The following is a 24,375-nucleotide window of genomic DNA, read 5'->3' as shown; positions in this document are numbered from 1 at the left end:
CAGCACATGAACATTCTTGGAGGTGGCGTACCCAATGAGCTCAGCCGTGAGCACGCGGACATCGACCGGCGTGCTGGAACTGGCAGTCGAGCAGGTCCTCGCTTCGGTGAGACCGACCGCGCTCGGCGACCCGGTGGCCGGGGCACGGCGCGCGGAGGAATCACTGCGTGACGCGCTGCGGGACGCAGGTCCCATCGAGGACAACTCCGCCCTGCAGCACGCACTGGCGTGCGCGGAGGCCGCTTGTGAACACCTGAAGTACGCGGAGATCCAGGAGGCGCGCACGCTCCTGACCGCCGCGCGCGGTCAACTGGTCCTCGCCCACGAAGGAGTGTGATGCCGGGTACGGGTTAGGCGGATAGGGTCGACGGGTAGTCCGCCGTTTGTGACGAGGAGCAACAACATCGTGCGACCCTGGCCTGGAAGGCCCTACCCGCTTGGCGCCGGTTATGACGGCGTGGGCACCAACTTCGCTCTGTTCTCCGAAGTCGCGGAGTACGTCGAACTCTGCCTTTTCGACGAGGACGGCACAGAGACACGGGTGAGGCTGCCGGAGGTGGACGGTTTCGTCCACCACGGTTACCTGCTGGGTGTTGGTCCGGGGCAGAGGTACGGATACCGCGTGCACGGCCCGCACGACCCTTCGCGCGGCCTTCGGTGCAACCCCAACAAGTTGCTCATCGACCCGTACGCCAAGGCCATCTCCAACGGCCTGACGTGGGACGAGTCGCTGTACGGGTACAAGTTCGGATCGCCGGACGAGCGCAACGACGACGATTCCGCGCCCCACGTGTCGAAGTCCGTGGTGGTGAACCCGTTCTTCGACTGGACGAACGACAGGCTGCCGAAGACGCCGTACAACGAGAGCGTCATCTACGAGGCGCACGTCCGCGGTCTCACGATCGACCACCCGGAGATCCCGCCGCGCCTGCGGGGCACCTACGCGGGCCTCGCGCATCCGGTGATGATCGACCACCTCACCAAGCTGGGTGTCACCGCGGTGGAGCTCATGCCGGTGCACCAGTTCGTCAGCGATCACACGCTGATCGAGCGACGCCTCAGCAACTACTGGGGTTACAACACCATCGGGTTCTTCGCACCGCACGACGGTTACGCGGCGTTGCCGCTCAACCAGGTGCAGGAGTTCAAGGGCATGGTCCGCGCCCTGCACCAGGCGGGCATCGAGGTCATCCTCGACGTGGTCTACAACCACACCGCGGAGGGCAACCACCTCGGGCCGACGTTGTCCATGCGCGGCATCGACAACGAGTCGTACTACCGGCTCGAGGACGACGACCCGCAGTACTACACCGACTACACCGGCACCGGCAACTCGCTGAACGTGCGTTCGCCGCACACGCTGCAGCTCATCATGGACTCGCTGCGGTACTGGGTCACCGAGATGCACGTCGACGGCTTCCGGTTCGACCTCGCGGCGACGCTCGCGCGCGAGTTCTACGACGTCGACCGGCTGGCGACGTTCTTCGAGGTCGTGCAGCAGGACCCGGTGGTGTCGCAGGTCAAGCTGATCGCGGAGCCGTGGGACGTCGGTCCCGGTGGCTACCAGGTCGGCAACTTCCCTCCTCTGTGGACGGAGTGGAACGGCAAGTACCGCGACACGGTCCGCGACTTCTGGCGCGGTGAGCAGGCGACGCTCGGCGAGTTCGCGTCACGCATCACCGGGTCGTCCGACCTCTACCAGGACGACGGCCGCCGCCCGTACGCGTCGATCAACTTCGTCACGGCGCACGACGGCTTCACGCTGAACGACCTGGTGTCGTACAACGAGAAGCACAACGAGGCCAACGGCGAGGACAACAACGACGGCGAGAGCCACAACCGCTCCTGGAACTGCGGTGTCGAAGGTCCGACGGACGACGAGGAGATCCTCGCGCTCCGCCGGCGGCAGCGCCGCAACCTGATGGCGACGATGTTGCTGTCGCAGGGCGTGCCGATGATCGTGAACGGCGACGAGTTCGGCCGCACGCAGAACGGCAACAACAACGCGTACTGCCAGGACAACGAGGTCTCCTGGGTCGACTGGTCGCTGCTGGAGGCCAACTCCGAGCTGATGGAGTTCTCCTCGGCGCTCGCGGCGTTCCGCAAGGCGCACCCGGTGTTCCGCCGCCGGCGCTTCTTCGCGGGCCGTCCCATCCGCAAGGGCGAGGAGCTGCGCGACATCGCGTGGTTCACGCCGTCGGGTGAGGAGATGACCGAGCAGAACTGGGAGGACGACTTCGGCAAGTGCGTGATCATCTTCCTCAACGGCGAGGGCATCCCCGACCTCGACTCGCGGGGCATGCGGGTGGTCGACGACTCGTTCCTGATGGCGTTCAACGCGCACTACGAGGACATCCAGGTGACGCTGCCGGAGTCCGAGTACGGTCCTGAGTGGAGGGTCGTCGTGGACACCGCGACCGGCGAGGTCGGCGGCAACCAGAAGGCGATCGCCGCGTCCGGGCAGCTGAACCTCGTCGCGAGGTCGCTCGTCGTGCTGCAGAGGGTGGGCTGATGGGCGCGCCGTCCTCCACCTACCGCGTGCAGTTCACCCCGTCCTTCACGTTCGCCGACGCCGCCGCCGTCGCGGACTACCTGGCCCGCCTGGGCGTCGGCGCGCTGTACGCGTCGCCGATGCTCGACGCGCGCGAGGGGTCCACGCACGGCTACGACGTGGTCGACCCGACCGCGGCGCGACCGGCGCTCGGCGGCGACGAGGGCAGGACAGCGCTGCAGGAACGCCTGCGGGAGCTCGACCTCGGCCTGGTCGTCGACATCGTGCCGAACCACATGGTCGTGCCGAACCCGTGGTGGGAGGACGTCCTCGAACACGGGCAGGCCTCGAAGTACGCGCGGTACTTCGACATCGACTGGTCCTCGGGCAAGGTGCTGCTGCCCGTCCTCGGCGAGGACGCGCAGGACGAGGTCCACGAGCACTACCTCAAGGCGAACTGGCGGCGCGGCAACACCGAGCTGAACTACCGCAGGTTCTTCGACATCACCGAGCTCGCGGCGATCCGGGTCGAGGACCCGGAGGTGTTCGAGGCGACGCACCGCGCGGTGTTGTCGTGGGGCGTCACGGGGTTGCGCATCGACCACCCGGACGGGCTGGCCGACCCCGGCGGGTACTTCCGGCGGCTGCGCGAGCACTTCGACGGCTGGCTGGTCGTGGAGAAGATCCTCGGGCCGGACGAGGAGCTGCCGCAGAGCTGGCCGGTCGACGGCACCACGGGCTATGACGCGTTGCGCGAGATCTGCGGCGTGTTCATCGGGTTCACCGACGCGTTCGCCGGCAACTTCCACGAGGTCGAGCACGCCTCGCGCGAGCAGGTCGCGGACTCGATCCTGGTGGCCGAGGTGCGCCGGATCGCACGACTCGTCCAGGGCGTCGAGTTCGAGGACGCCTGCGCGGCGGTCGCCGAGATCATGGTCAACTTCCCGGTGTACCGCTCGTACCTGCCGGAAGGCATGCGGTACTGGGAGACCGCGGTCAGGCGGAGCAAGTCGCCCGCCGTGCGGGCGCTGGACGAGCAGGTCCGGGCCGACCCCCGCGGCGAGCTGGCGACGAGGATCCAGCAGACCTCGGGCATGGTCGTCGCGAAGGGCACCGAGGACACGGCGTTCTACCGCTACACGAACTTCGTGGCGCTGAACGAGGTGGGCGGCTCGCCGGACAGGTTCGGCCTGTCGGTGGAGGAGTTCCACCAGCGGGCCGCACGGCGTGAGGCCGCCGAGCCGCGCGCCATGACCGCGCTGTCCACGCACGACACCAAGCGCTCGGAGGACGTCCGGGCGAGGCTCGCCGTGCTGGCCGAGATCCCGGACGAGTACCTGGCGTTCGAGACCGCGATGACGGGGAAGTTCGGCATCTCCGAGCCGAGCCTGAACCGCCTGGCGTGGCAGTCGGTCGTCGGCGCGTGGCCGCTCACCGAGGAACGCCTGGGCCAGTACCTGGAGAAGGCCTCCCGCGAGGCCAAGGTCAAGACGTCGTGGGTCGACCGGAACGCCGACTTCGACGCCGAGGTGGCCGCGTGGCCCGCCAAGGCGCTGAACGAACCCGAGGTCGCCGCGTTCGCCGAGCGGCTCAAGGCGCCCGGCTGGTCGAACTCGCTGGGGCAGAAGCTGGTCCAGCTCACCGCGCCGGGTGTGCCGGACGTGTACCAGGGCACCGAGCTGTGGGACCTCTCGCTCGTCGACCCGGACAACCGCAGGCCGGTCGACTACGACGTGCGCCGCAACCTGTTGGCCCGCATCGAGTCCGGCTGGCTGCCGGAGGTCGACGACTCCGGCGCGGCGAAGCTCCTCGTGGTGCACAAGGCCCTGCAGGTCCGCAAGCGCGGTCTGCACGGCTACCGCGCGCTGCGTGCCGAGGGCCCGGCGGCCGAGCACGTGCTCGCGTTCGAACGGTCCGGTGTGATCACGGTCGCGACCCGGTTGCCGCTGGGGCTGGAGCGCAAGGGCTGGCAGGACACGGTTCTGCCGCTGCCCGGTTCGAAGTGGACGGACGTCCTCACCGGACGGCCGGCGACCGAGGACCTGGCGTCGTTGCTCGACACCTATCCGGTAGCGCTGCTGGTGCAGGGGGATCAGTGAGCTTCTCCGTCTGGGCACCGACTCCCGAGTCGGTGCACGTGCGCGTCGACGGCGTCGACCACGAGATGAAGCGTGACGGCGACTGGTGGCACTCCGAGGCCGACGGCACCGACTACGCGTTCGTCATCGAGGGCAAGGCGTACCCGGATCCGCGCTCGCTGTGGCAGCCGAACGGCGTGCACGAGGCGTCCCGCGCCTACACCCACGAGTTCGAGTGGACCGATGGCGCGTGGACCGGCCGCCCGTTGCAGGGCGGGGTGATCTACGAGCTGCACATCGGCACGTTCACGCCGGAGGGCACGTTCGACGCCGCCATCGGCAGGCTCGACCACCTGGTGGACCTCGGCATCACGTTCGTCGAGGTCATGCCGGTCAACAGCTTCGACGGCGTCGAGGGCTGGGGTTACGACGGCGTCCTGTGGGGTGCCGTGCACGAGCCGTACGGCGGCCCGGACGGGTTCAAGCGGTTCGTGGACGCCTGCCACGCCCGTGGTCTCGCCGTGCTGCTCGACGTGGTCTACAACCACCTCGGGCCGTCCGGCGCGTACCTCGACAAGTTCGGGCCGTACTTCGCCGGGAGCAACGACTGGGGCCCCGGCCTCAACCTCGACGGGGCGGGCTCGGACGAGGTGCGCCGGTACGTCCTCGACAACGCGCTGCAGTGGCTGCGGGACTTCCACGTCGACGGGCTGCGGCTCGACGCCGTGCACGCGCTGGCCGACCACCGGGCGGTGCACGTCCTCGAGGAGATGGCGGTCGAGGTGGACGCGCTCTCGGCGTCGCTGGGCCGTCCGCTCACGCTGATCGCCGAGTCCGACCTGAACGACGCCAAGCTGGTGACGGCGCGGGAAGGCGGCGGGTACGGCCTGCAGGCGCAGTGGTCGGACGACCTGCACCACGCCCTGCACGTCGCGCTGACCGGCGAGACCTTCGGCTACTACGAGGACTTCGCGGCGCCGGGAGCGTTGAAGAACACGCTGGAGAAGGTGTTCTTCCACGCCGGCACGTGGTCGTCGTTCCGGGAGAAGCACCACGGCAAGCCGGTCGACACGGCGCTGATCCCCGGCTACCGGTTCCTCGCGTACAGCCAGAACCACGACCAGATCGGCAACCGCGCCACCGGCGACCGGCTGTCCGCGTCCGTGTCGACGGGGAAGTTGTTGTGCGCGGCGGCAATCGTGCTGTGCTCGCCCTACACGCCCATGATCTTCATGGGGGAGGAGTGGGCGGCGTCCACGCCCTGGCAGTTCTTCGCGTCCTTCCCGGACCCCGGTCTGGCCGAGGCAGTCAGGACCGGCAGGCGGCGTGAGTTCTCCCGCCACGGCTGGGGTGAGTCCGACGTGCCGGACCCGATGTCACCGCAGACCGTACAGAACTCGCGGCTGCGCTGGGACGAGGCCCGTGAAGGTGATCACGGCGTGGTCCTGGAGACCTACCGCGCGCTGATCGCGTTGCGCCGCACCCGGCCGGAGATCGCCGATCCGCGGCTGGACGGGTTCCTGGTCGAGCAGGACGGGGAGTGCCTGGTGCTGCACCGCGGGAGCACCCGCGTGGTGGTGAACCTCGGCACGTCCCCCGTCCCGCTGCCTCAGGGAGACGTGCTGCTGACCTCCTCGGCGATCCCGTCGTCGCTCTCACCGGAATCGTTCGCGGTGGTCGCGTCGACGTGATCCCACAGCATCTGGTCGGCCAGGTCGACGGGCCGGCCTAGCTGCGCGTGCACGAACGCCGTGACCAACCGGTCGGCGGCGACGTGCAGCTTGATGTTGTGGTGCTGGGATATGTGCACCAGCAGCTGGAACGCCTGCTGGGGTGTGCAGGGTTTGCGTGCGGCGATCAGGCCTGTGGCCTGCCCGATGACTGTCCGGGACACCAGAGCTTTGCGCAGCCCCGCCACCTCGGCCTCGAGGGCGGTGATTCTCGCGGACGACACCGCCGGCTCCTTTCGCGTCGTCTGGTCACAGCGGCATGCCGGTGCGAAGACGTCGCTCTGGAGCTGCATTGCGGAGGGCGGGCACACCCAGAGCAAGCCGTCACATCGGCTTGCGGCTGGGTTCTCAACCGCGAGTGATCACCTTATCAACTGTTTCAAACGGTGCTCGCCGGGTAACCGAACAACGTAGCTGACCGCTAGTGAAGGAGCCTGATCCATGGGTGCCGACGACAAGATCAGCAACAAGGCCGAGGAGCTCAAGGGCCGCGCGAAGGAAGCACTCGGGGACGCCACGGACAACGAGCAGTGGCAGGCCGAAGGCCGCGCGGAACGTGCGAAGGGCTCTCTGAAGCAGGCGGGCGAGAAGGTCAAGGATGCCTTCCGCTCGGACAAGTAGCGAAGACGCCGGCGCCGCCCAGTTCGTCCCCGAGGGGAAGGACTGGGCGGCGTTGCGTTCTGCCGCTTCCGGCTGCCGCGGCTGCGACCTGTACCGCGACGCCACTCAGACCGTGTTCGGCGAGGGACCGGTGCCGGCGCGGCTGATGATGGTCGGGGAGTGTCCCGGTGATCGTGAGGACACCGACGGTCACGTGTTCATCGGGCCCGCCGGGCGGTTGCTGGACAAGGCGTTGGACGCCGCGGGCATCGACCGCGCGAAGACGTACCTGACGAACGCGGTGAAGCACTTCAGGTTCGTCGAGCGCGGGAAGCGCCAGATCCACCAGACGCCCCGGCGCGGTGAGGCCGTCGCGTGCTTCCCGTGGCTGCGCGAGGAGATCCGGGTGGTGAAGCCCCGGCTCGTGGTGGTGCTGGGGGCCGTGGCGGCCAAGGCGGTGCTGGGGCCGTCGTTCAAGCTGACCGAGCACCGCGGTGAGGTGCTGGAGCACGACGGGCTGCGGGTCGGTGTCACCGTGCACCCGTCGTCGGTGGTGCGGGCCGAGAACTACCGCGAGTCGTTCGACGAGTTCGTCGCGGACCTGGTGGCCGTGCGGAAGTCCTAGTGGCGTGGAAATGCCGCCGTGCCCTGGAACGGGACAACCCCCGGACGACTCCTGCGCGAGCAGGCCGAGCGGGACCAGCGCTCGAAGTCCGGGGGTCGGGTGGCTGCCTGGGTTTGCGACTAGGCGTCACCAAAGGCGGTCCTAGCGGACAGCCACCTCACGAGTCCTGTAGCTATACAACTTTGGACCACCTCCTCTCTTGTGTACTTCGAACCTATGTCGGGATCGCCCGGCCGTGCAACGGACTTTTCTCACGTCGTCCGGCGCGTCTGTTTCGCGTAGAATCCGCAGGCATGGTGCGCATCCCCCTGACGTCACTGGAACGGGATCGCGGCCGGCGGCTCGGTCAGTTGCTGCGCGACGCCCGCGGTGACGAGAGCATGGTCGAGATCGCGGCCCGCGCCGGTCTCTCGGCCGAGACCGTGCGCAAGATCGAGACGGGACGCGCCCCCACACCGTCGTTCTTCACCATCGCCGCGCTCGCCGGCGCTCTCGGGATCTCGCTCGATTCCATCAACGAACTGCTGACGCCGCAGAGCCGTTCTGCTTAGTTCCCCGATGTGGGTGGTGAATTCGCTCGGACGAGTTACCACGAAAGTCGGACGTGTTCAGTGATTGTGCGAACGATCCTTGACTCGCTCCCTGCCCCGTGCTCCGGTGGAGCCACGAGATTCGCTCTTCTCGATGCAGGGGGAAGTCGTGAAATTCATTTCAAGTGTTGTCGCCGTGTTCTTCGCGTTCGTTCTCGTCGGTGCGCCGACGGCGTCCGCGACACCGGAAGCGCAGATCAGCAGGGCCGACGTGCTGAAGAGGGCAGCCACGTGGCTCACCGCGAACAACGGCAAGCAGGTGCCGTACAGCATGTCGAAGTACTGGAAGGACGGGTACCGGCAGGACTGCTCGGGCTTTGTTTCAATGGCCGCCACGCTGGGAAATGCGAATCCCAAGGGCGGGCCGAACACCGTTGCTCTCGCGACCAGCAAGTACTCGACACCGATCAAGATCGCCGATCTGAAACCGGGTGATCTCTTCATCGACCCGGTCGACGAACCCGGTGACGACTTCCGGCACGTCGTGATCTTCGAGAAGTGGACGAAGGCCGACAAGTCGCAGTACATGGCCTACGAGCAGCGCGGCAGCCACGGCACCGACCACCGCGTGCTCACCTACGGCCTGAAGAACACGAAGTACAAGCCCTACCGGCTGAAGAACGTCACCGGCTGATCAGCGCCGACCTGATCAGCGCCACCGCCGCCACGACGGCGACGAGCACGCCCGTGGACAGGATCTGCCCGCGGGCCTGTTCGTCGCTGAGCATCAGCACGATGACGGCGATGATCGCGGCCAGCGCCAGCCAGGACAGGTACGGGTAGCCCCACATCGGGACCGCCGGGTTCTCCATCGTGCGGCGCAACCGGATCTGGGAAACCGCGACGAACGCCCAGACGACGAGCAGGGCCGAGCCCACCGCGTTGAGTAGCAACAGGAACACCGTGTCCGGCCACAGGTAGTTGAGCACCACGGAGAAGAAGCCGAACGCGACCGAGGCGAGCACGGCGTTGCGGGGAACGCCGTTCTTCTTGTTCAGCAACGCTTTCGGCGCCTCGCCGCGTTCGGCGAGCGAGCTGAGCATGCGCGCGGCGCCGTAGAGGGTGGCGTTGATGGCGCTCAGCAGCGCCACGAAGATGACGACGTTCATGACCTGCCCGGCCGCCGGGATGCCGAGGCGGTCGAGCACCGCGACGTACGGGCTGGCGCCGACCTCGGAGTCGTTCCACGGCAACAACGTCACGACCACGGCCATCGAGCCGAGGTAGAAGACGAGCAGCCGCGTCATGGACGTCCGGACGGCCTTCCTGACGGCGTGCCGCGGGTCCTCGGCGTCCGCGGCCGCGATGGTGACGACCTCCAGCCCGCCGAACGCGAACACCACCGCCATGAAACCCGCCACGACACCGCCCCACCCGTTGGGGAGGAAGTCCTGGAGGTTCTGCGTGCCGGGGGAGTCGACGTTCGGGAGAAGGCCCGCGATCGCCGCGACACCGAGCGCGAGGAAGAAGACGATCGCCGCGACCTTGAGGCCCGCGAACCAGAACTCGAACTCGCCGAAGCTGCGGACGTTGGTCAGGTTCACCGCCGTGAGCGCCGACATGAAGATCAGCACCCACGCCCACTGCGGCACCGCGGGAATCCAGGTGGAGGCGATCTTGGCGGCACCGGTCGCTTCCACGGCCAGCACGACGCCCACCGCGGCCCAGTAGGTCCAGCCGACCGTGAACCCGGCCCACGGGCCGATCGCCTTCTCGGCGTGCACGGAGAAGGCGCCGCCACTCGGGTGCTCCGCCGCCATCTCACCGAGCATGCGCAGGACCAGCAGAGCCAGCAGTCCGGCCAGGCCGAACGAGATCAGCACCGCCGGGCCGGCGAGGGCGATGCCCGCACCCGTCCCGACGAAGAGACCCGCTCCGATCACACCGCCCAGCGCGATCATGGTGACGTGCCGGTTCTTCAGGTGGGTCACGCTCTCCAGCCCCGTTCGAGTGTGCCGATGGCGGGCCGATAGTGAAGTTGGTGGGGGCGGGAGTCAAATCGTGTGATCGGGGTTACATCCGTTGGCCGGGAGAAGTGAGGGTGAGATCGATGAGCTCGCCTGAAGGAGTACTACCTGCTGGAGCTGTGTCTGCTGGGGTTCTGCCTGCCGGGGCACTGTCTGGTGGGGCTCTGTCGCAGCTGGACACGTTCGCGGGTGCGATTGAGCGGTTTTCGGGGTGGGGGTGGTTGGTGTTGCGGTCTGAGAACCGGTTGCTGCTGACCACCGATCACGTTGTGTCCGCTGTGGAGATGCCGGCCGGGGTTGGGGCTGAGGTGCAGCGGTATCTGGGGGTTCGGATGCTTGGCGGGCCTGTGGTGGTGCTGCCCGGGCGGCGGGGGGAGAGGTGGTTGATCCTCACTGAGTCGGCTGATGAGGCTTCTCAGGTCAACTTGATTCGGTTGAGGGCTCGGGGGGCGTTGACGCATCGGCTGGGGACGTTGGTGCCGCTGCCGCCGTCTCGGGTTGATGGGGGTGGGGTTCGGTGGCTTGGTTCGGTGCCTTCGGGAAGGGTTGGGTTGCCGCCGTTTTCGGCTGTGGTGGCGGCTTTGAGGGCGGTTACTGAGACTTCGGCGTTTTGAGGTTGTGGGTTGCGGGTTGGTTGGTGGTCGCCTTGGATGCGGCCTGTTGCGGTTGCGTGCTTTCCCCTGGGGGCTCTGCCCCCAGACCCCCGGCAATCTGATCGGGGGGTGGCGCCGCCGGTAGGTAGATGGCACGCCTGTTTCGTTGGGCGGCTGTCTGTTTCGTAGTTGGGTTGCGTTGGCGGTGGGGTCCCGTCACAAGTCGCACCAGGAGCTGGCCACATGCAGGTAGGGGTGTCAACTCGACAAAAAGCGCGTCGAGTTGACACCCCTACCTGCATGCAGCAAGAGCTGTGGCGCGACTCGTGACGGGACCCCACCGCCCAGGCCGTTTGCTAAGGGCTAAGGACGGCTCGCCTGCGGCGTCGCTTGAGAGCGGCTCGCCTGCGGCGTCGCGTGACGGCTCGCCTTCGGCTTCGGTGTTGGTGGGAGGACGTTCTCCCTGAAGTGGTTGAGGGTGTTGCCTCGTTTGGCGAAGTTGATTACCACGTAGGTGCCGTTGTGGCCCTGGGTGAGGCCTACGCCCACCTGGGTGGTGGACTTCCAGACCATTGCGGTGAAGTGCAGCAGTGAGTGGTTGATGTTCTGCTGCGTCATCTCTTCGTCGTAGTCGTAGCCGCGGGATTCGCGGTACCAGGCTTCGAGGGCGTCGGCGGCGGCTGAATCGATTGATCTCTTGCGGCTCGTCGCGTAGAGGTTCTCGCCGTACTGGTTGCCCGGTCTGTGCTGGAAATCGTTTGTTTCGTGTAGGTGGTCTGCCCATTCTTGCGCCGTTCTTGACACTTCGGAATCGAGTGAGAGAGGGGGCGCGCCGTGCATTGCGCGGTAGGCGTTGATGGTGTGCACGGTCTTGGTGACCGGGTCGGTGGTGGTGGGGGTGGGTGGGGTGGTCAGGAGCAGGGCAGTTGCTGTGGCCAGGGCGGTGAGCATGGTCCCTGCGGCTCCTTTGGGTTAGTGGTGGGTAACCCGGTTGCGGCGTAAATTCACTCCACAGGACGCCGCTGAGGCTCTACGGTTTGTGGGTCGGACAACCAGCAGAAGGAGCTTGGCATGGATGGCTACGAAATTCTCGCCGACGAGGATGGCCACGTTCGCGGGTACGACTAGAGGTCGCTCCGCATCGGCCCTGTGTTCATGGTGATGAATGCGTTCGGGGCGATTCGGTGAATCACGCCTGACGAGGTCCGTCCTACCGGTGTGGCGGGCAGGATCTCCATCAGGCCCGGTCCATTGGTACCGGGAGTCAGACCGACATCCGAGGTTTGGCCGTGCTTCCGCGCACCACCAGTGTCGTCGGGAGTTCCCGGTGCTCGGCGGGGCCGCCGTCGAGCAGGGTTGCCAGGAGATCTACCGCCACCTTGCCCGCGTCCTCGGTCGGCATGTGGACCGTGGTCAGGGGTGGCGAGCACATCGTGGCGTACAGGATGTCGTCGAAGCCGGTCACGCTGATCTGGTCCGGCACCCTGACGTTGTGTTCTGCCAGGTAGGCGAGTGCGCCCAGGGCGATGAGGTCGTTGTAGGCGATGAAGGCCGTCGCGCCTGTTTTGAGTGCCTGTTCTGCTGCTGCGTAGCCGCCGGTGAAGTTCGGGTCGAACGAGCCGAGCAGTTCCGCGCGGCCCTGCAGGCCCTGCATCCTGCGGGTGTTGGACCACGCTGCCGCCGGGCCGCCCAGGTAGACGTGGTGTTCGTGGCCCAGGGACTCCAGGTGTGCGACGACCTGTGCCATGCCGGAGGCGCTGTCCATCAGGACCGACGAGACGCCCGGCACCATGCGGTTGATCAGCACGAGCGGGGTCAGTGCGGCCAGTTCTTCGATCGTGTCGTCGGAGAGCAGGGAGGCGCAGAGGACCACGCCGTCCACCTGGGCCGACATGGTGCGCACGAGCTCGGCCTCGGTGGCCGGGTCCTCCCTGCTGTCGCAGAAGAACACCGAGGTGCCCGCCTCGCCCGCCCTCGTCTGGACGCCCCGCAGGATCGAGGGGAAGAACGGGTTGAGCAGGTCGGGCACCACGATGCCGAGGTTGCCGGTGCGGCCGGTGATCAGGCTGCGGGCCGCGCGGTTCGGCTGGTAGCCGAGGCCGGCCACCACGTCCAGGACCCGTTGCCTGGTCGCCTCCTTCACCATGCCTGGTGCGCTCAGCGCGCGCGAGACCGTCGAGACGGAGACCTGCGCCTGGCGAGCTACATCCCTGATCGTGACGGCCACGCGCAGATCATCGCAGTCAAGGTCGAGAACGACCCATTCGTCGGAGGTCTGGCCGGCTAGAGGTCCAGGCCAGTCAGGACGAGGACGCGGGGTTCGGTGAGGTCGTCCATCGCCGCGCGCAGGCCCTCGCGGCCGATGCCCGACTCCTTCACGCCGCCGTACGGCATCTGGTCCGCGCGGTAGCTCGGCACGTCGCCCACGATCACGCCCCCGACCTGGAGTCGTTGCGCCGCGCGGAAAGCGAGTCGTACGTCCGTTGTGAACAGACCGGCCTGCAGGCCGTAGCGGGACGCGTTGACGCGGTCGAACGCCTCCTCGACGCTGTCCACGCGGGTCAGGGTGACGACCGGGCCGAAGACCTCCTCGGCGTTGACCTTCGAGTCCTCCGGCACGTCCGTCAGCACGGTGGGGGCGTAGGTGCGGCCGTCGCGGGTGCCGCCGGTCAGGACGGTGGCCGATGCTTCCTCGACCCACGCCTCGACGCGGTCGGCGGCGGCGTCGTTGATCAGCGGGCCGACGTCGCCCGCCACGTCGAGCTTGTTCACGTGCCGCACCACGGCTTCCGAGAGCGCGTCGTACAGGTCGGTGTGCACGAAGACGCGCTGCACCGAGATGCACGACTGGCCAGCCTGGTACATCGCGAACGTGGCGATGCGTTGTGCCGCGAACTCGACGTCCTGCCAGTCAGGGGCGACGATCGCGGCCGCGTTGCCGCCGAGTTCGAGCGTCACGTGCTTGCGCGGCACGCGTTCCTTGATGCCCCAGCCGACCGGGCCGGAGCCGGTGAACGAGACCACCGGCAGGCGCGGGTCCTCGACGAGCCTCGCGGTGTCCTCATTGGACAGGTGCAGGACCGAGAAGGCGCCGTCGGGCAGGTCGGTCTCGGCCAGCAGTTCGCCGAGCAGGAACGCGACCTTCGGCGTCGAGGGTGCGGGCTTCAGCACGATGGGGGCGCCGACGGCCAGGGCGGGAGCCACCTTGTGCGCCACCAGGTTCAGCGGGAAGTTGAACGGCGCGATGCCCAGCACCGGACCGCGCGGCACGCGGCGGACCAGGGCGAGGCGGCCCTCGGCGGACGGGTCGGTGTCGAGGCGCTGCAGTTCGCCGGAGAAGCGGCGGGTCTCCTCCGAGGCCCAGCGGAACGTGGAGATCGCCCGGGTGACCTCGACGCGCGCCCACTTCAGCGGCTTGCCGGAGTCGTCGTTGATGGCCTGCGCGAACTCCTCGGCGCGTTCGGCCAGGCGGCGCGAGACGTGGTCAAGAGCGGACGCACGGCGGTGCGCGGGCAGTGCGGCCAGTTCGGGGGCGACGGCGGCGGCCTGGGAGACGGCGTTCTCGACGTCTTCGGCTGTGTGGAAGTCGATCATGCGAGCAGGGCTCCTTCGAGCACGTCGAGACCTTCGGAGAGCAGGTCGTCCGGGATGACCAGCGGGGGCAGCAGACGGATCACGTTGCCGTAGGTGCCGCACGTCAGCACGACGACACCCTGTTCGTGGCACGCCTTCGCGACGCGCGCGGCGACGTCGGGCGTGCGTTCGGTGAACTCGATGGCGAGCATCGCGCCACGGCCGCGGATGTCGGCGATGACGTCGGTCTTCTCGGCGATCGCCCGGAGCCGGCCGAGCACGGTCTCCTCGATGCGGCGTGCGGCGGCGTTGAGGTCGCGCTCGCGCATCGTGTGGATGGTGCCCAGTGCCGCCGCGCACGCCACCGGGTTGCCGCCGTAGGTGCCGCCGAGGCCGCCGACGTGCACGGCGTCCATGATCTCGGCGCGACCGGTGACGGCGGCGAGCGGCAGACCGCCCGCGATGCCCTTGGCCGTGGTGATCATGTCCGGCACCACGCCCTCGTGGTCGAGCGCGAACCACGACCCGGTGCGGCAGAAGCCGGTCTGGATCTCATCGGCGACGAACAGGACGCCACGCTCACGGCACCACTGCGCGAGCGCGGGGAGGAAGCCCTCGGCGGGGTCGATGAAACCGCCCTCGCCCTGGATCGGCTCGATCACCAGAGCGGCGGTGTTGTCCGCGCCCACCTGCTTCTCGATCGCCGCGACGGCCCGCTGCGCGGCTTCGGGACCGGTCAGGCCGTCGTGCAGCGGGTAGGACGCCGGCACCCGGTAGACCTCGGGCGCGAACGGGCCGAACCGGTGCTTGTACGGCATGCTCTTGGCGGTCAACGCCATCGTGAGGTTCGTGCGGCCGTGGTAGCCGTGGTCGAACACCACGACGGCCTGCCTGCCGGTGACGTGCCGGGCGATCTTGACCGCGTTCTCGACGGCTTCCGCGCCGGAGTTGAACAGCACCGACCGCTTCTCGTGGTCGCCGGGCGTGAGCTCGTTCAACGCCTCGCAGACCTCGAGGTAGCTCTCGTACGGCGTGATCATGAAGCAGGTGTGGCTGAACCTGTCGATCTGCGCGTGCACCGCCTCGGCGACGGCGGGCGCGGGGTTGCCCGCGTTCGTCACGGCGATGCCGGAGCCGAGGTCGATGAGCTGGTTGCCGTCGACGTCGATCAGCAGGCCGTCGTCGGCGGAGTCGACGTAGGCGGGCAGCGTCGAGCCGACTCCGGCGGCGACGGCACCCTTGCGCCGCGCCTGGAGCTCCAGCGACTTGGGGCCGGGGATCGCGGTACGCAGTCGGGTCATGTTCCTCAGCATGGCCCTGGTCAGCGCGGTGCGCAGTAGCTGAAGTGGTGTGCTTGTCCACAGAAGATGTACAAACTGGTACATGCCCATCACGCTGCACGACCTCGCCCGGTCCCTGGGGCTGCCGGTGCTGGCCGGGGACGTGTCGAAGCCGGTCGGCTGGGTGCACGGGACCGAGCTCGCCGATCCGACGCCGTTCCTGGAGGGCGGCGAGCTGCTGCTGACGACCGGCCTCAACGCCCTGCGGGACGGTTACGTCGAACGGCTCGTGCGCGCCGGGGTCGTCGGACTCGGTTTCGGCACGGGCCTGGGCCACGACGTGGTGCCGCCCGCGCTGGTGCACGAGGCGGAGCAGGTGGGGCTGGGGCTCGTCGAGGTGCCGCGCGAGGTGCCGTTCATCGCGATCAGCAAGGCGGTGTCGAAAGCGCTCGCCGCCGACGAGTACGCCGTGCTCGCCCGCACCGGCGAGGCCCAGCGCGCGCTCACCAGGGCCGCTGTCCGGGCCGGTGTCGGGGGAGTCGTGCGCAGGCTCGGCCAGTGGATCGACGGCTGGGCCGTGCTGCTCGACGCGGCCGGTGAGCCCGTGCACGCGCACAACCCCCGCCTCGTCCCGGACCTGACCGCCGAGCTCGCCCGGTTGAGGACCGCGGGCGGCCTGGCCAGCGCCGCGTTCGAGCTCGACGGCGTGCACGTGTTCCTCCAGGTCCTCGGCAGCCGTGCCCGGGGCGTCCTGGCGGTCGGCACCGCGAGGCCGGATCCGGGGATCGTCAACACGGCCGCGTCGTTGCTCGTCCTTGCGCTCGCCCAGCACGACTCCGTCGACGCGGCCAGGAGGGAGCTCCGCGCGGGGCAGTTCCGGATGCTGCTGGCCGGGCTGCCGGTCGACGGGCTGCCGGACCGGTTCCGCGTGTTCCTCGCCGGCGAACCACCGGACGACACCGTGTTCTGGGCCGAGCACGACGGTGACGTCGTCGTGCTCACCGGCGAGTTCGACGGTGTCGCTTCGTCCGAAGTGGACTCCACCGGGGTCGCGCGGGGGTACCGGGAGGCCCGCCAGGCGCGCCAGGCCGGTGTCCGCACGTTCGAGGAGCTCGCCGGGACCCTGCCGCTGCCGGAGGGGTTCGCGGACGCGTTGCTCGAGCCGCTCGACGCCGGGACGCGCGAAACGCTGCGGGTCTGGCTGTCGCACCACGGCTCGTGGGATCCCGCGGCGGCACAGCTCGACGTTCACCGCCACACCCTGAGGAACCGGGTGCGCAGGGCGGAGCAGGCCCTCGGCCGCTCGCTCGACTCGCCGGGCCTGCGCGCGGAGTTGTGGCTAGCCCTCCACCGCGAAGGTCAGTGAGGCGGTGTAGCCGGACGCGGCGTCGCCCGACATGCTCGCCATCTGGTGGTCCGTGCCGTCGCGGAACACCATGTCCTGCTCCAGCGAGGTCCGCGACATGTTCCGGACGCTCTGCGTGTAGCCGGTCGTGCCGTAGACCTCCTTGCACGTCGTCTCGGGCAGTGCGAGCTGCGAGGTCGTGATCTTGTTGCCGGCCCCGGTGGCCTCGGCGAGGCTCGGGTAGACCTCGAAGTGGATGTGCGGCCAGCGTCCCGAGTACGCGCCGGGGAAGACGCTGACGAACTTCAGCTTCCCGGAGGAGTCGGCTTCCTGGACGCCGCGCAGGAAGTTCTCGTCCTTCACCCGGTCCGAGTACATCGAGTAGTCGCCGTTGATGTCGCAGTGCCACAGGTAGACCGCCGCACCGGCGAACGGCTTGCCGTCCTCCTTCCGCACGGTGAGGTCGATGGTGAGCTGCACGCCCTCGGCCGCGCGCGTTGAGGAGCCGAAGCTGGAGCGGATGTCCGAACGCACGATGCCGCTCTGCGTCAACGCGTTCGGGCCGTTGGAGCCGTCGCCGGGGAACGGGCCTGCGGTCTCCTCGGGGATCGCCTCCAGTGGCGAGCCGTCAGCGGCCGCGGAGGTGGTGGACGAGCCGGTGGTGGTGGTCGGCGTCGCGGTGGTGGTCGACGGGGCGCAGGCCACGAGCGTGAGGCCCGCGCCGCCGAGCAGCGACAACGCCCGCCTGCGCCCGATGAGCGTGGCGAGGTCGTACTGGAGGCCGCGGTCGTGGTTGTCCGTCATGCGACTCAGGTTGCGGCGCAATCCTGTGAGCCGCCTGTGGACGACCTGTCACGGAGATAGCAGCTCGAAGTCCGGGAGGGTCATCGCCGAGTGCTCGGGACGGGAGGCCGGGGCGGGCATCGTCTCGCGCGAGCGCAGGTTGGCGTTGCGGGCGGCCAGGCTCTCGGCGGTGCCGGGGAACAGCTCCGCGTCGCCCACGTCGACCAGGTTCTGGTTCGCCTCGACGAACGGCCGGATCGTGCGCTCGTACGCTCCGAAGTCGCTCATGTTGCCCGCCAGCACGTACGCGCCGACGAGCGCGAGGCTCGATCCCTGGCCCGTGAGGAACGACGGGGCGTAGGCGGCGTCACCGACCAACGCGACGCGGCCGGACGACCAGCGCGGCATGCGGATCTGGCTGACCGTGTCGAAGAACAGGTCGTCGGAGGCCTGCATGGCCTTGACGAGGTGGGGCAGCTCCCAGCCGTCGTCCGCGAAGACCGACGCCACGAGGTCGCGCTGGGCCTGCGGGTCGCGGAACGCGCCGAAGGGGGCCTCCTCGCGGGTGAAGCTCAGGAAGCCGTGCACGTTCTCGGTCGATCCCACCGCGTACAGGGCGGCGGCGCGGCCGGGTTCGTTCCACAGCAGGGCTTCCTGCTGGAGACCGAGGTGGTTGGGCAGCGTGAAACCCGCGAAGCAGTAGCCGAGGTAGCGGTGGAACTGCTCCTCCGGTCCGAACGTCAACGCGCGCACGGCCGAGTGCAGCCCATCAGCACCGATCACGTGGTCGTAGGTGCGCTCGAGCCCGCTGCGGAACGTCACGTCCACACCGCCTGAGTGCTCGCTCATCGAGACGATGGTGTTGTCGAACAGGAACTCCACGTCGTCGCGCACGGTGCCGTAGAGGATCTCGGCCAGGTCGCCGCGCCGGACCTCCAGGTCGCTCCCGTCGCCACCGATGAGCGACTCCGGGCGGATCGACGCGGCCTGGCTGCCGTCGGCGTTGAGGAACGTGATCCGGCGGGTGTCGACGTGGGCCTCGCGGAGCCGGGGGAGCAGGCCCATCCGCTCGACCACGTCCAGCGCGGTGCCGCGGATGTCGATGGGGTAGCCGCCGCCGCGCAGGGTGTGCGACTTCTCGACGACGGTGACGTCGACACCGTGCCGCCGCAGCCAGAACGCGAGTGCGGGGCCGGCGATGCTGGCGCCGGAGATCAGGACTGAGCTCATGGTCCCTCCAGATAACTGACTTAGGTATCATTTTCTAGGCCGCGATGATCGCTACGGTTGCGAGCGACTGAGGCAAGCATATACCTAAGTTAGGTAAGTAAGGTGTGAGATGAGCGAGGCCCTGGACCCCGCGGCGCTGCTGCCGCACCTGATGCAACTGGGCACCGTGCTCAACCGCAGCCAGCTCGTCGAGCGGGCGATGGAGCAGGTCGGCATCCCGCTGGACCGCCCCGGCCTGACCGTGCTGATCACCCTGCGCATGGCCGACCGGCCGCTGCGGGTGGGGGAGATCGCCGGAAGGATGCAGGTCGTGGGTCCGCACGTGACGAGGCACCTGCACGACCTGGAGCGCGCCGATCTGGTCCGCCGCGTCGTCGACCCGGACGACCAGCGCGCGCGTCTCGTCGAGCTGACGGACGCGGGCGCGGCGGCGGCCGGGCGGTACCTGGAGGCCGTCCTGGGCTGGTTCACCGGCGCCGTCGCCGACTGGTCCGACGAGGACAAGGCGGCGTTCGGGCGGCTGCTCAGCCGGTTCGTGGACGACCTCCGGGCGCACGCCGGCTCGCAGTGAACGCGACGTGCGGTCTGGAATGACAATTCGGGACATTTCTCGCCGCGGCTAGCCGAGTATCACGAAGTATTCACCTGGTGGTCGGCGGGGTCGTCGGTCTTGGTCCTGCGGTATTCGCGTTCGACGACCGCGGCCCGGTCGACCTCGGCGTGCGGCACGTCGAGCGCCGCGCTGATCCAGGCGCGCCAGTAGGGGCCGGGAATGCGTTTTCCGCGCTCCCATCTCGACACTTCTTCACGGGTGACGCTGTCGTTTTGTGAGATCTCGCACAACAGGTCCGCGAGTGCGCGCTGGGTGAGGCCCTGTTCTCGCCGTGCCTGGGGAATCAGGGCGGTTATCGGCGGGGTGGCCTGGTGCTCGTGGGCTTGGGGGGCTGCCTTGAGCACGGTTCTGCTCCGTTTCGGTGAGATGACGGGTACGGCGTCCACAGTGCCGCAAAGTCCGGGAGTTCGTGCCGTGCATTGCGGTGATACCGGCGGTCGTTGAAAGTTCAGGGACCTATGTAATGACTTGATCGGTTGTTCGGAGGAAACACAACTGGTCCAATGGGGTGTGCGCGCCCACTTTTCGCGCTCCTTGTTAGTGTGAGGAAATGCTATCGACGGTCGAAGTGGTGCAGGTGTTCCTGGCGCGACTCGCGGCACAGGACGCACCCGGCATCGCGCGGTTGTGCGCACCGGCCGTGGAATGGGAGTCGCCCGAATCGAACGGCGCCCGGTGGACGATCGGCACGCGCGCCCGGCGTGAGGTCGAGGCGCACTTCCTGACCCTGTTCGCCACGATGCGCCTCGAGCAGCTCTCGGCGCGTCAGGTGCTCGTCGACGGCGGGGACGCGGCCGTGATCGGGTCGGCGCGCTGGCGGGTCCAGGCCACCGGCGAGACGCTGGAGACCCGCTTCACCACCGTGCTCTCCGTGCACCTCGGGGAGATCGAGCAGTACTGGCACCTGCCGGACACGCTGGCCTCCTCCGTGGCGACCGGCCTCGCGCGGACCGGGGGATGAGCGCGCAACGCGAGAGAGCGCTGCACACGAGGACGAGACTGCTGCGGGCCGCGGCGGAGGTGTTCGACCGCGACGGGTTCTCAGGCTCCAGTCTGACGGCCGTGTGCGCGCGGGCCGACGTGTCGAAAGGCGCGTTGTATTGCCACTTCCGCTCCAAGGAGGCCCTCGGCGTCGCGATCATCGAGGAGCAGTCCCTGCTGTGGCACCGGTTGCGCGACGAGGTGCTCGCCATCGAGCCGTCGCCGGTGCAGGCGCTGGTCGCGATGTCGTTCGAGTTCGTCAGCAGGCTCGAGACCGACCTGACCGTGCGGGTGAGCGCGAAGCTGTTGCGGGAAGCCGTGTTCTTCGACGTCGCGGCGGCCGCGCAGGTGATCGGCTGGGTCACCGTCGTGCGGGACCTGCTGTCGCTCGCGCGGGAACGCGGCGAGCTCCGGCCCGAGGTGAACGTCCGGCACGCGGCCGAGCAGATAGTGGCCGAGCTGCTCGGGCTGCAGTTCGTGGCGCAGGCGCTGACCGGGGGCACCGACCTCCGCGTCCGGCTGGCGCGGCTGTGGCGTGCCACCTCCGGCTGCCTCGTGACCGCCGCGGTGCGGGAGGGCCTGCGGTTCGAGTGACCGTCGTCTCGTCCCAATCGAGACAGGAATGCCTGCTCGCACAGCCCCGGTTGTGTCCTCAATCAGCAGAGTCGCTCACGGACGTGGAGGACAGCGATGACTGGTCGCAGCATCGTGGTGGTGGATCCGCACTCGGCGGGCCAGGGCATCGCCCCCGCGTTCGCCCGGCGTGGCGTCGACACGATCGCCGTGCTGACCGCGGGGAGGCCGTCCCCGTGGCTCGCGCCGACGTGGAACCCGGACGACCACACCGAGGTCCACGTGCTGCACGACCTCGACGAGCTCGCCGCGAAGCTGGCCGTGCACGACCCGATCGCCGTCGTGGCGGGGGCCGAGACCGGTGTCGAGACCGCGGAGACGTTGTCCGAGCTCCTCGCGCCGGGCCGGTCGAACGTCCTGACGCTCTCCTCCGCGCGCAGCGACAAGTGGCAGATGGCCGTGGCGCTGCGCACCGCCGGCGTGCCGCACCTGCGCCAGATCAGCTCCGACCGCGCCGACGAGGTGGCCGGGTGGCTGCGGCGCGAGGGGCTCGAGAACTCCGCGATCGTGCTGAAGTCGCAGAAGTGCGGCGGTGCGGGCGACGTGTTCGTCGCGGAGCCGGGGGAGGACTGGCAGGCCAAGTTCCACCGGATCCTCGGACGCGTTAACAAGAGGAACGTTCGCAACGACAAGGTGCTCGTGCAGGAACTCGCGGTGGGCACCGAGTACGAGGTGGACACGTACTCGATCGACGGCGAGCACGGCCTGGTCGCGGTGTGGCGCTATGCCAAGGAACGGCGTGGCGACCGCCTCGGCATCTACCTCTCGAACACCCTGGTCGAGTCCGATGATCCCGTCGTCGGAGTGCTGTCCGACTACGTCCGCGAGGTGCTCGACGCGACCGGCGTCCGCAACGGGCCCGCGCACGTGGCGGTCATGGTCACCCCCGGAGGGCCGCGGCTGATCGAGATCGGCGCGCGGCTCGCCGACGCGGGCCAGCAGGAGCTGGCGCTGCTCGGCACGGGGGAGAACCAGATCACGCGGATGGTGCGGCACCGCCTCGACGGTGATTCCGTCCGCCGGTACTCGCGGCGCCAGCACGTGAAGTCGGTGTACGTGTCGTCGCCGGCGGCGGGGGAGCTCGGCAACTCGGTGCGTTTTGACGAGCTGGCCTCACTTTTGCCGAGTTACCGCAGTGATGCGCTGGCGTATCGCGAAGGTTCCATGGTGCCCCGTACCGACGACCTGTGGACGTCGTTGGGTTCGGTAGTGCTGGCGTCGACCGACGCCGACCAGCTCGAACGGGACGTGGCGGTGGTCCGGGAGATAGAAGCCGGACTGATCGTCGTGTGATCGTCAGGTTCCACCGGGTAGCAGACATTCCACGCGACCCGTTAGGTTTTGCAGGCGCGACGATGCGGAGGCCCATGAGCGAGCGCTGGGACGGTGACCTGACCGGAGCGGTGGTCGACGACCGCTACGTGATCGGTTCACTGCTCGGCTCGGGTGGAATGGCCGAGGTCTACCGCGCGTACGACCGTTCGACCACGTCCTCGGTGGCCGTCAAGGTCTTCACCGGCCCCGGTCTGCCCGACGACGAACTGCGCCTGCAGCGCGAGGCCACGATGCTGGCCTCCCTGGACTGCCCCGGCATCATCCCGGTCTACGCCTCCGGCAGCGTGTCGCGCCGCCCGTACTTCGTGATGCGCGAGATCACCGGCGGCACGCTGCGCCAGCGCATGCGCGAGCCGTTGCCGCCCCGGTTCGTGGCGCGGGTCGGCGGCCAGATCGCCGCCGTGCTGGACCACGTGCACGGCCTGGGCGTCGTGCACCGCGACATCAAGCCGTCCAACATCCTGCTCGACGACACGGAGAAGCAGGCGTACCTGGCCGACTTCGGCCTCGCGCTCGTGGCCGAGGTGACGCGGGTGACGACGTCCGGCGTGCTGGTCGGCACCGCCGGTTACCTGTCGCCAGAGCAGGTGCGCGGCGCCGAGGTCGGGCCGCCCGCCGACGTCTACTCGCTCGGTCTCGTGCTGCTGGAGTGCCTGACCGGGCGGACCGAGTACCCCGGTGGCGACGCCGAGGCCGCGCTGGCCCGGCTGGCGCGCTCGCCGCGGATCCCCGTCGACCTGCCGCTGGCCTGGGAGTCGTTGCTGTCGGCGATGACGGACATGGACCCCGCGCGCCGGCCGACCGCCGCGCAGTGCGCCCGGTCGCTCAACGCCGCTTTCGAGGCCAGCCGCGGGTTGCCGGCGTTGCTGCCGGACGCGGCCGTGGCCCCGGACGCCGTTGCGGACGTGGTCGTGCCCGCGCCGCGGTCCCGCCGGGGCAAGCGCGTGGCCATCGCGGCCGCGGCTGTCGCCGTCGGTGCGATGGCGGCCGTGGTGGTGGCGAACTTCGTCGGTGGCAGTGAGGCCCCTGCCGCGGACCGGCCGGTGGCACCGGACGCGCAGACCCGCGTGGTGACGGTGACGCCGTCCACGGTGACGGTGGTGCAGACGCCGTCCGGATCCGACGCGCCGGGGGTTCCCGGGGTGCCGGTGCCTCCTGCCGGGGGTGTGGTGCCGACCTCGGCTCCCGCGGTGGAGCCGACCGCGGAGGAGCCGGTCGAGGAGTCGGCCGCGCCGAGCAAGGAGAAGAAGAAGGACCGCAAGAAGTCCTCGGAGGCGCCGACCCCGTCGCAGGAACCTCAGCCGTAGGTCCGGAACGCCAGTCCTTCCGGGCTGCTCAGCCGTGCGGCCGAGCCGGATGCGCTGTGCGGGTCGGCGAGCGCCAGTTCCCACCGGGGAGTGACGGGTCCGGGTGCGGCGAGGAAGTCGGCGCCGGGCAGCGGACCACCGAGCGTCTCCTCGTAGAAGCGGCGGGCCTCGCCTGGCTGTTCGCTCTCCAGGACCATGCGGTGCGGGAACGTCCACGCGGTGGGCCGGTGCTGCCGCCACAGCGAGAACGCGGCGCCGAACGGATCGATCAACGTCGCGATGCGACCCTGATCACCCGCCTCGAAAGCCGGCACGACGAGGTCGGCGCCGTTCGCCACGGCCGCTGCCACCTGGCGGTCGACGTCGTCCACCGCCAGGTAGAACGCGATGTGGGCGGGTGTTCCCGGTGGGTAGACCGGACTCGCGAGGTCGCTCACGCTGCCGATCTGGTGGCCGTCTGCGGAGATCTTGACTGCCGTGCGCCAGTCCTCCTCGTCCACGGCGAAGCTCCAGCCGAGCGCGTGCGAGAAGAAGGTGGCGGTGGCGGCCGGGTCGCGGGTCTTGAGGTCCATCCAGCAGAACATCCGGTCTGCTTATCCGATGTCCGAGCGGCCTCGCAAA

Annotated in this window: 24 protein-coding genes; 14 read left to right on the top strand and 10 right to left on the bottom strand. The window is 68.9% G+C overall.

Annotated features, from left to right (window positions below):
• Positions 1 to 46 precede the first annotated feature (46 nt).
• From IE307_RS05750 to treZ, 4 genes are all read left to right on the top strand, one after another.
• Positions 47 to 337, top strand: a complete 291-nt coding sequence (locus IE307_RS05750; RefSeq protein ID WP_229904415.1) for a hypothetical protein — start codon at positions 47 to 49, stop codon at positions 335 to 337.
• A gap of 69 nt (positions 338 to 406) precedes the next feature.
• A complete protein-coding gene (gene glgX / locus IE307_RS05745) occupies positions 407 to 2,512 on the top strand; it encodes a glycogen debranching protein GlgX (protein WP_191296343.1) in 2,106 nt (701 codons plus the stop codon).
• On the top strand, positions 2,512 to 4,590 hold the full coding sequence (treY, locus tag IE307_RS05740) for a malto-oligosyltrehalose synthase (protein ID WP_191296342.1): 2,079 nt from the start codon (positions 2,512 to 2,514) through the stop codon (positions 4,588 to 4,590). Before glgX ends, treY begins: the two co-directional genes overlap by 1 nt.
• Positions 4,587 to 6,260: a malto-oligosyltrehalose trehalohydrolase gene (treZ, locus tag IE307_RS05735; RefSeq protein WP_191296341.1), complete on the top strand. Its 1,674-nt coding sequence runs from the start codon at positions 4,587 to 4,589 to the stop codon at positions 6,258 to 6,260. Before treY ends, treZ begins: the two co-directional genes overlap by 4 nt.
• Here treZ and IE307_RS05730 read toward each other — a convergent pair.
• Complete coding sequence (locus IE307_RS05730; RefSeq protein ID WP_229904414.1) at positions 6,179 to 6,523, bottom strand: ANTAR domain-containing protein; 345 nt, start codon at positions 6,521 to 6,523, stop codon at positions 6,179 to 6,181. The two genes, treZ and IE307_RS05730, sit on opposite strands and share 82 nt — an antisense overlap.
• 217 nt (positions 6,524 to 6,740) lie before the next feature.
• On the opposite strand from IE307_RS05730, the gene IE307_RS05725 reads away from it, so the two are divergent.
• The 4 genes from IE307_RS05725 to IE307_RS05710 all read left to right on the top strand — a co-directional run bounded on the left by IE307_RS05725 (position 6,741) and on the right by IE307_RS05710 (position 8,748).
• Positions 6,741 to 6,920, top strand: coding sequence for a CsbD family protein (locus tag IE307_RS05725; protein ID WP_191296339.1), 180 nt, complete (start codon positions 6,741 to 6,743; stop codon positions 6,918 to 6,920).
• Entirely contained in the window at positions 6,898 to 7,524 is a 627-nt protein-coding gene (locus tag IE307_RS05720; RefSeq protein ID WP_191296338.1) for a UdgX family uracil-DNA binding protein, read from the top strand. Before IE307_RS05725 ends, IE307_RS05720 begins: the two co-directional genes overlap by 23 nt.
• 293 nt (positions 7,525 to 7,817) lie before the next feature.
• A complete protein-coding gene (locus IE307_RS05715) occupies positions 7,818 to 8,075 on the top strand; it encodes a helix-turn-helix domain-containing protein (protein ID WP_191296337.1) in 258 nt (85 codons plus the stop codon).
• 148 nt (positions 8,076 to 8,223) lie between these two features.
• Entirely contained in the window at positions 8,224 to 8,748 is a 525-nt protein-coding gene (locus IE307_RS05710; RefSeq protein ID WP_191296336.1) for an NlpC/P60 family protein, read from the top strand.
• On the opposite strand, the gene IE307_RS05705 is transcribed toward IE307_RS05710, so the two are convergent.
• From IE307_RS05705 to gabT, 5 genes are all read right to left on the bottom strand, one after another.
• The gene (locus IE307_RS05705) at positions 8,738 to 10,045 is read right to left on the bottom strand and encodes an amino acid permease (RefSeq protein WP_229904413.1); all 1,308 of its coding nucleotides are present in this window, start codon (positions 10,043 to 10,045) and stop codon (positions 8,738 to 8,740) included. The genes IE307_RS05710 and IE307_RS05705 overlap by 11 nt on opposite strands.
• Before the next feature lie 992 nt (positions 10,046 to 11,037).
• Positions 11,038 to 11,625, bottom strand: a complete 588-nt coding sequence (locus IE307_RS05700; RefSeq protein ID WP_191296335.1) for a CAP family protein — start codon at positions 11,623 to 11,625, stop codon at positions 11,038 to 11,040.
• Positions 11,626 to 11,938: 313 nt separating this feature from the next.
• Positions 11,939 to 12,901 carry a LacI family DNA-binding transcriptional regulator gene (locus IE307_RS05695; protein WP_191296334.1) on the bottom strand — a complete coding sequence of 321 codons (963 nt, stop codon included), beginning with the start codon at positions 12,899 to 12,901 and terminating at the stop codon, positions 11,939 to 11,941.
• 56 nt (positions 12,902 to 12,957) lie between these two features.
• Complete coding sequence (locus IE307_RS05690) at positions 12,958 to 14,370, bottom strand: aldehyde dehydrogenase family protein (RefSeq protein WP_373305948.1); 1,413 nt, start codon at positions 14,368 to 14,370, stop codon at positions 12,958 to 12,960.
• On the bottom strand, positions 14,265 to 15,548 hold the full coding sequence (gene gabT, locus IE307_RS05685) for a 4-aminobutyrate--2-oxoglutarate transaminase (RefSeq protein ID WP_191296332.1): 1,284 nt from the start codon (positions 15,546 to 15,548) through the stop codon (positions 14,265 to 14,267). Before gabT ends, IE307_RS05690 begins: the two co-directional genes overlap by 106 nt.
• Before the next feature lie 82 nt (positions 15,549 to 15,630).
• On the opposite strand from gabT, the gene IE307_RS05680 reads away from it, so the two are divergent.
• The gene (locus IE307_RS05680; protein WP_191296331.1) at positions 15,631 to 16,893 is read left to right on the top strand and encodes a PucR family transcriptional regulator; all 1,263 of its coding nucleotides are present in this window, start codon (positions 15,631 to 15,633) and stop codon (positions 16,891 to 16,893) included.
• On the opposite strand, the gene IE307_RS05675 is transcribed toward IE307_RS05680, so the two are convergent.
• Both IE307_RS05675 and IE307_RS05670 read right to left on the bottom strand, forming a co-directional pair.
• Entirely contained in the window at positions 16,867 to 17,676 is an 810-nt protein-coding gene (locus IE307_RS05675) for an intradiol ring-cleavage dioxygenase (RefSeq protein ID WP_191296330.1), read from the bottom strand. The genes IE307_RS05680 and IE307_RS05675 overlap by 27 nt on opposite strands.
• Positions 17,677 to 17,724: 48 nt before the next feature.
• Entirely contained in the window at positions 17,725 to 18,885 is a 1,161-nt protein-coding gene (locus IE307_RS05670; protein ID WP_191296329.1) for an FAD-dependent monooxygenase, read from the bottom strand.
• 109 nt (positions 18,886 to 18,994) lie between these two features.
• Between IE307_RS05670 and IE307_RS05665 the strand changes: the two genes are divergently transcribed.
• Positions 18,995 to 19,456 (top strand): MarR family winged helix-turn-helix transcriptional regulator, encoded by a 462-nt coding sequence (locus tag IE307_RS05665; RefSeq protein ID WP_191296328.1) that lies wholly within the window; start codon positions 18,995 to 18,997, stop codon positions 19,454 to 19,456.
• 59 nt (positions 19,457 to 19,515) lie between these two features.
• Here the strand turns inward: IE307_RS05665 and IE307_RS05660 are convergent, their stop codons facing one another.
• The gene (locus IE307_RS05660) at positions 19,516 to 19,842 is read right to left on the bottom strand and encodes a helix-turn-helix transcriptional regulator (protein ID WP_308436333.1); all 327 of its coding nucleotides are present in this window, start codon (positions 19,840 to 19,842) and stop codon (positions 19,516 to 19,518) included.
• 206 nt (positions 19,843 to 20,048) lie between these two features.
• Between IE307_RS05660 and IE307_RS05655 the strand changes: the two genes are divergently transcribed.
• The 4 genes from IE307_RS05655 (at position 20,049) to IE307_RS05640 (ending at position 23,754) form a co-directional block, all read left to right on the top strand.
• Complete coding sequence (locus IE307_RS05655; protein ID WP_191296327.1) at positions 20,049 to 20,459, top strand: nuclear transport factor 2 family protein; 411 nt, start codon at positions 20,049 to 20,051, stop codon at positions 20,457 to 20,459.
• Positions 20,456 to 21,073, top strand: a complete 618-nt coding sequence (locus IE307_RS05650; protein WP_191296326.1) for a ScbR family autoregulator-binding transcription factor — start codon at positions 20,456 to 20,458, stop codon at positions 21,071 to 21,073. The genes IE307_RS05655 and IE307_RS05650 overlap by 4 nt, the downstream gene beginning before the upstream one ends.
• Positions 21,074 to 21,169: 96 nt before the next feature.
• The gene (locus IE307_RS05645) at positions 21,170 to 22,405 is read left to right on the top strand and encodes an ATP-grasp domain-containing protein (RefSeq protein ID WP_191296325.1); all 1,236 of its coding nucleotides are present in this window, start codon (positions 21,170 to 21,172) and stop codon (positions 22,403 to 22,405) included.
• Positions 22,406 to 22,479: 74 nt separating this feature from the next.
• Positions 22,480 to 23,754 (top strand): serine/threonine-protein kinase, encoded by a 1,275-nt coding sequence (locus IE307_RS05640; protein ID WP_191296324.1) that lies wholly within the window; start codon positions 22,480 to 22,482, stop codon positions 23,752 to 23,754.
• Here IE307_RS05640 and IE307_RS05635 read toward each other — a convergent pair.
• Positions 23,745 to 24,326, bottom strand: a complete 582-nt coding sequence (locus tag IE307_RS05635) for a VOC family protein (protein ID WP_229904412.1) — start codon at positions 24,324 to 24,326, stop codon at positions 23,745 to 23,747. The genes IE307_RS05640 and IE307_RS05635 overlap by 10 nt on opposite strands.
• Positions 24,327 to 24,375: the final 49 nt, after the last annotated feature.

The organism is Lentzea cavernae, assembly GCF_014653695.1.
GTDB classification, from domain to species: domain Bacteria; phylum Actinomycetota; class Actinomycetes; order Mycobacteriales; family Pseudonocardiaceae; genus Lentzea; species Lentzea cavernae.
Note: the sequence above shows the minus strand (reverse complement) of the source record. Positions and strands in the feature narration are given on the sequence as shown.

Excerpts from the sequence above, each read along its gene's own strand:
- IE307_RS05680 (WP_191296331.1), top strand. The coding sequence starts at position 15,631 with ATGCCCATCACGCTGCACGACCTCGCCCGGTCCCTGGGGCTGCCGGTG.
- IE307_RS05725 (WP_191296339.1), top strand. The coding sequence starts at position 6,741 with ATGGGTGCCGACGACAAGATCAGCAACAAGGCCGAGGAGCTCAAGGGC.
- treY (WP_191296342.1), top strand. The coding sequence starts at position 2,512 with ATGGGCGCGCCGTCCTCCACCTACCGCGTGCAGTTCACCCCGTCCTTC.
- IE307_RS05645 (WP_191296325.1), top strand. The coding sequence starts at position 21,170 with ATGACTGGTCGCAGCATCGTGGTGGTGGATCCGCACTCGGCGGGCCAG.
- IE307_RS05715 (WP_191296337.1), top strand. The coding sequence starts at position 7,818 with ATGGTGCGCATCCCCCTGACGTCACTGGAACGGGATCGCGGCCGGCGG.
- IE307_RS05665 (WP_191296328.1), top strand. The coding sequence starts at position 18,995 with ATGAGCGAGGCCCTGGACCCCGCGGCGCTGCTGCCGCACCTGATGCAA.
- IE307_RS05655 (WP_191296327.1), top strand. The coding sequence starts at position 20,049 with ATGCTATCGACGGTCGAAGTGGTGCAGGTGTTCCTGGCGCGACTCGCG.
- IE307_RS05700 (WP_191296335.1), bottom strand. The coding sequence starts at position 11,625 with ATGCTCACCGCCCTGGCCACAGCAACTGCCCTGCTCCTGACCACCCCA.
- IE307_RS05675 (WP_191296330.1), bottom strand. The coding sequence starts at position 17,676 with ATGACGGACAACCACGACCGCGGCCTCCAGTACGACCTCGCCACGCTC.
- IE307_RS05640 (WP_191296324.1), top strand. The coding sequence starts at position 22,480 with ATGAGCGAGCGCTGGGACGGTGACCTGACCGGAGCGGTGGTCGACGAC.
- IE307_RS05720 (WP_191296338.1), top strand. The coding sequence starts at position 6,898 with ATGCCTTCCGCTCGGACAAGTAGCGAAGACGCCGGCGCCGCCCAGTTC.
- IE307_RS05670 (WP_191296329.1), bottom strand. The coding sequence starts at position 18,885 with ATGAGCTCAGTCCTGATCTCCGGCGCCAGCATCGCCGGCCCCGCACTC.
- gabT (WP_191296332.1), bottom strand. The coding sequence starts at position 15,548 with ATGACCCGACTGCGTACCGCGATCCCCGGCCCCAAGTCGCTGGAGCTC.
- IE307_RS05650 (WP_191296326.1), top strand. The coding sequence starts at position 20,456 with ATGAGCGCGCAACGCGAGAGAGCGCTGCACACGAGGACGAGACTGCTG.
- IE307_RS05635 (WP_229904412.1), bottom strand. The coding sequence starts at position 24,326 with ATGGACCTCAAGACCCGCGACCCGGCCGCCACCGCCACCTTCTTCTCG.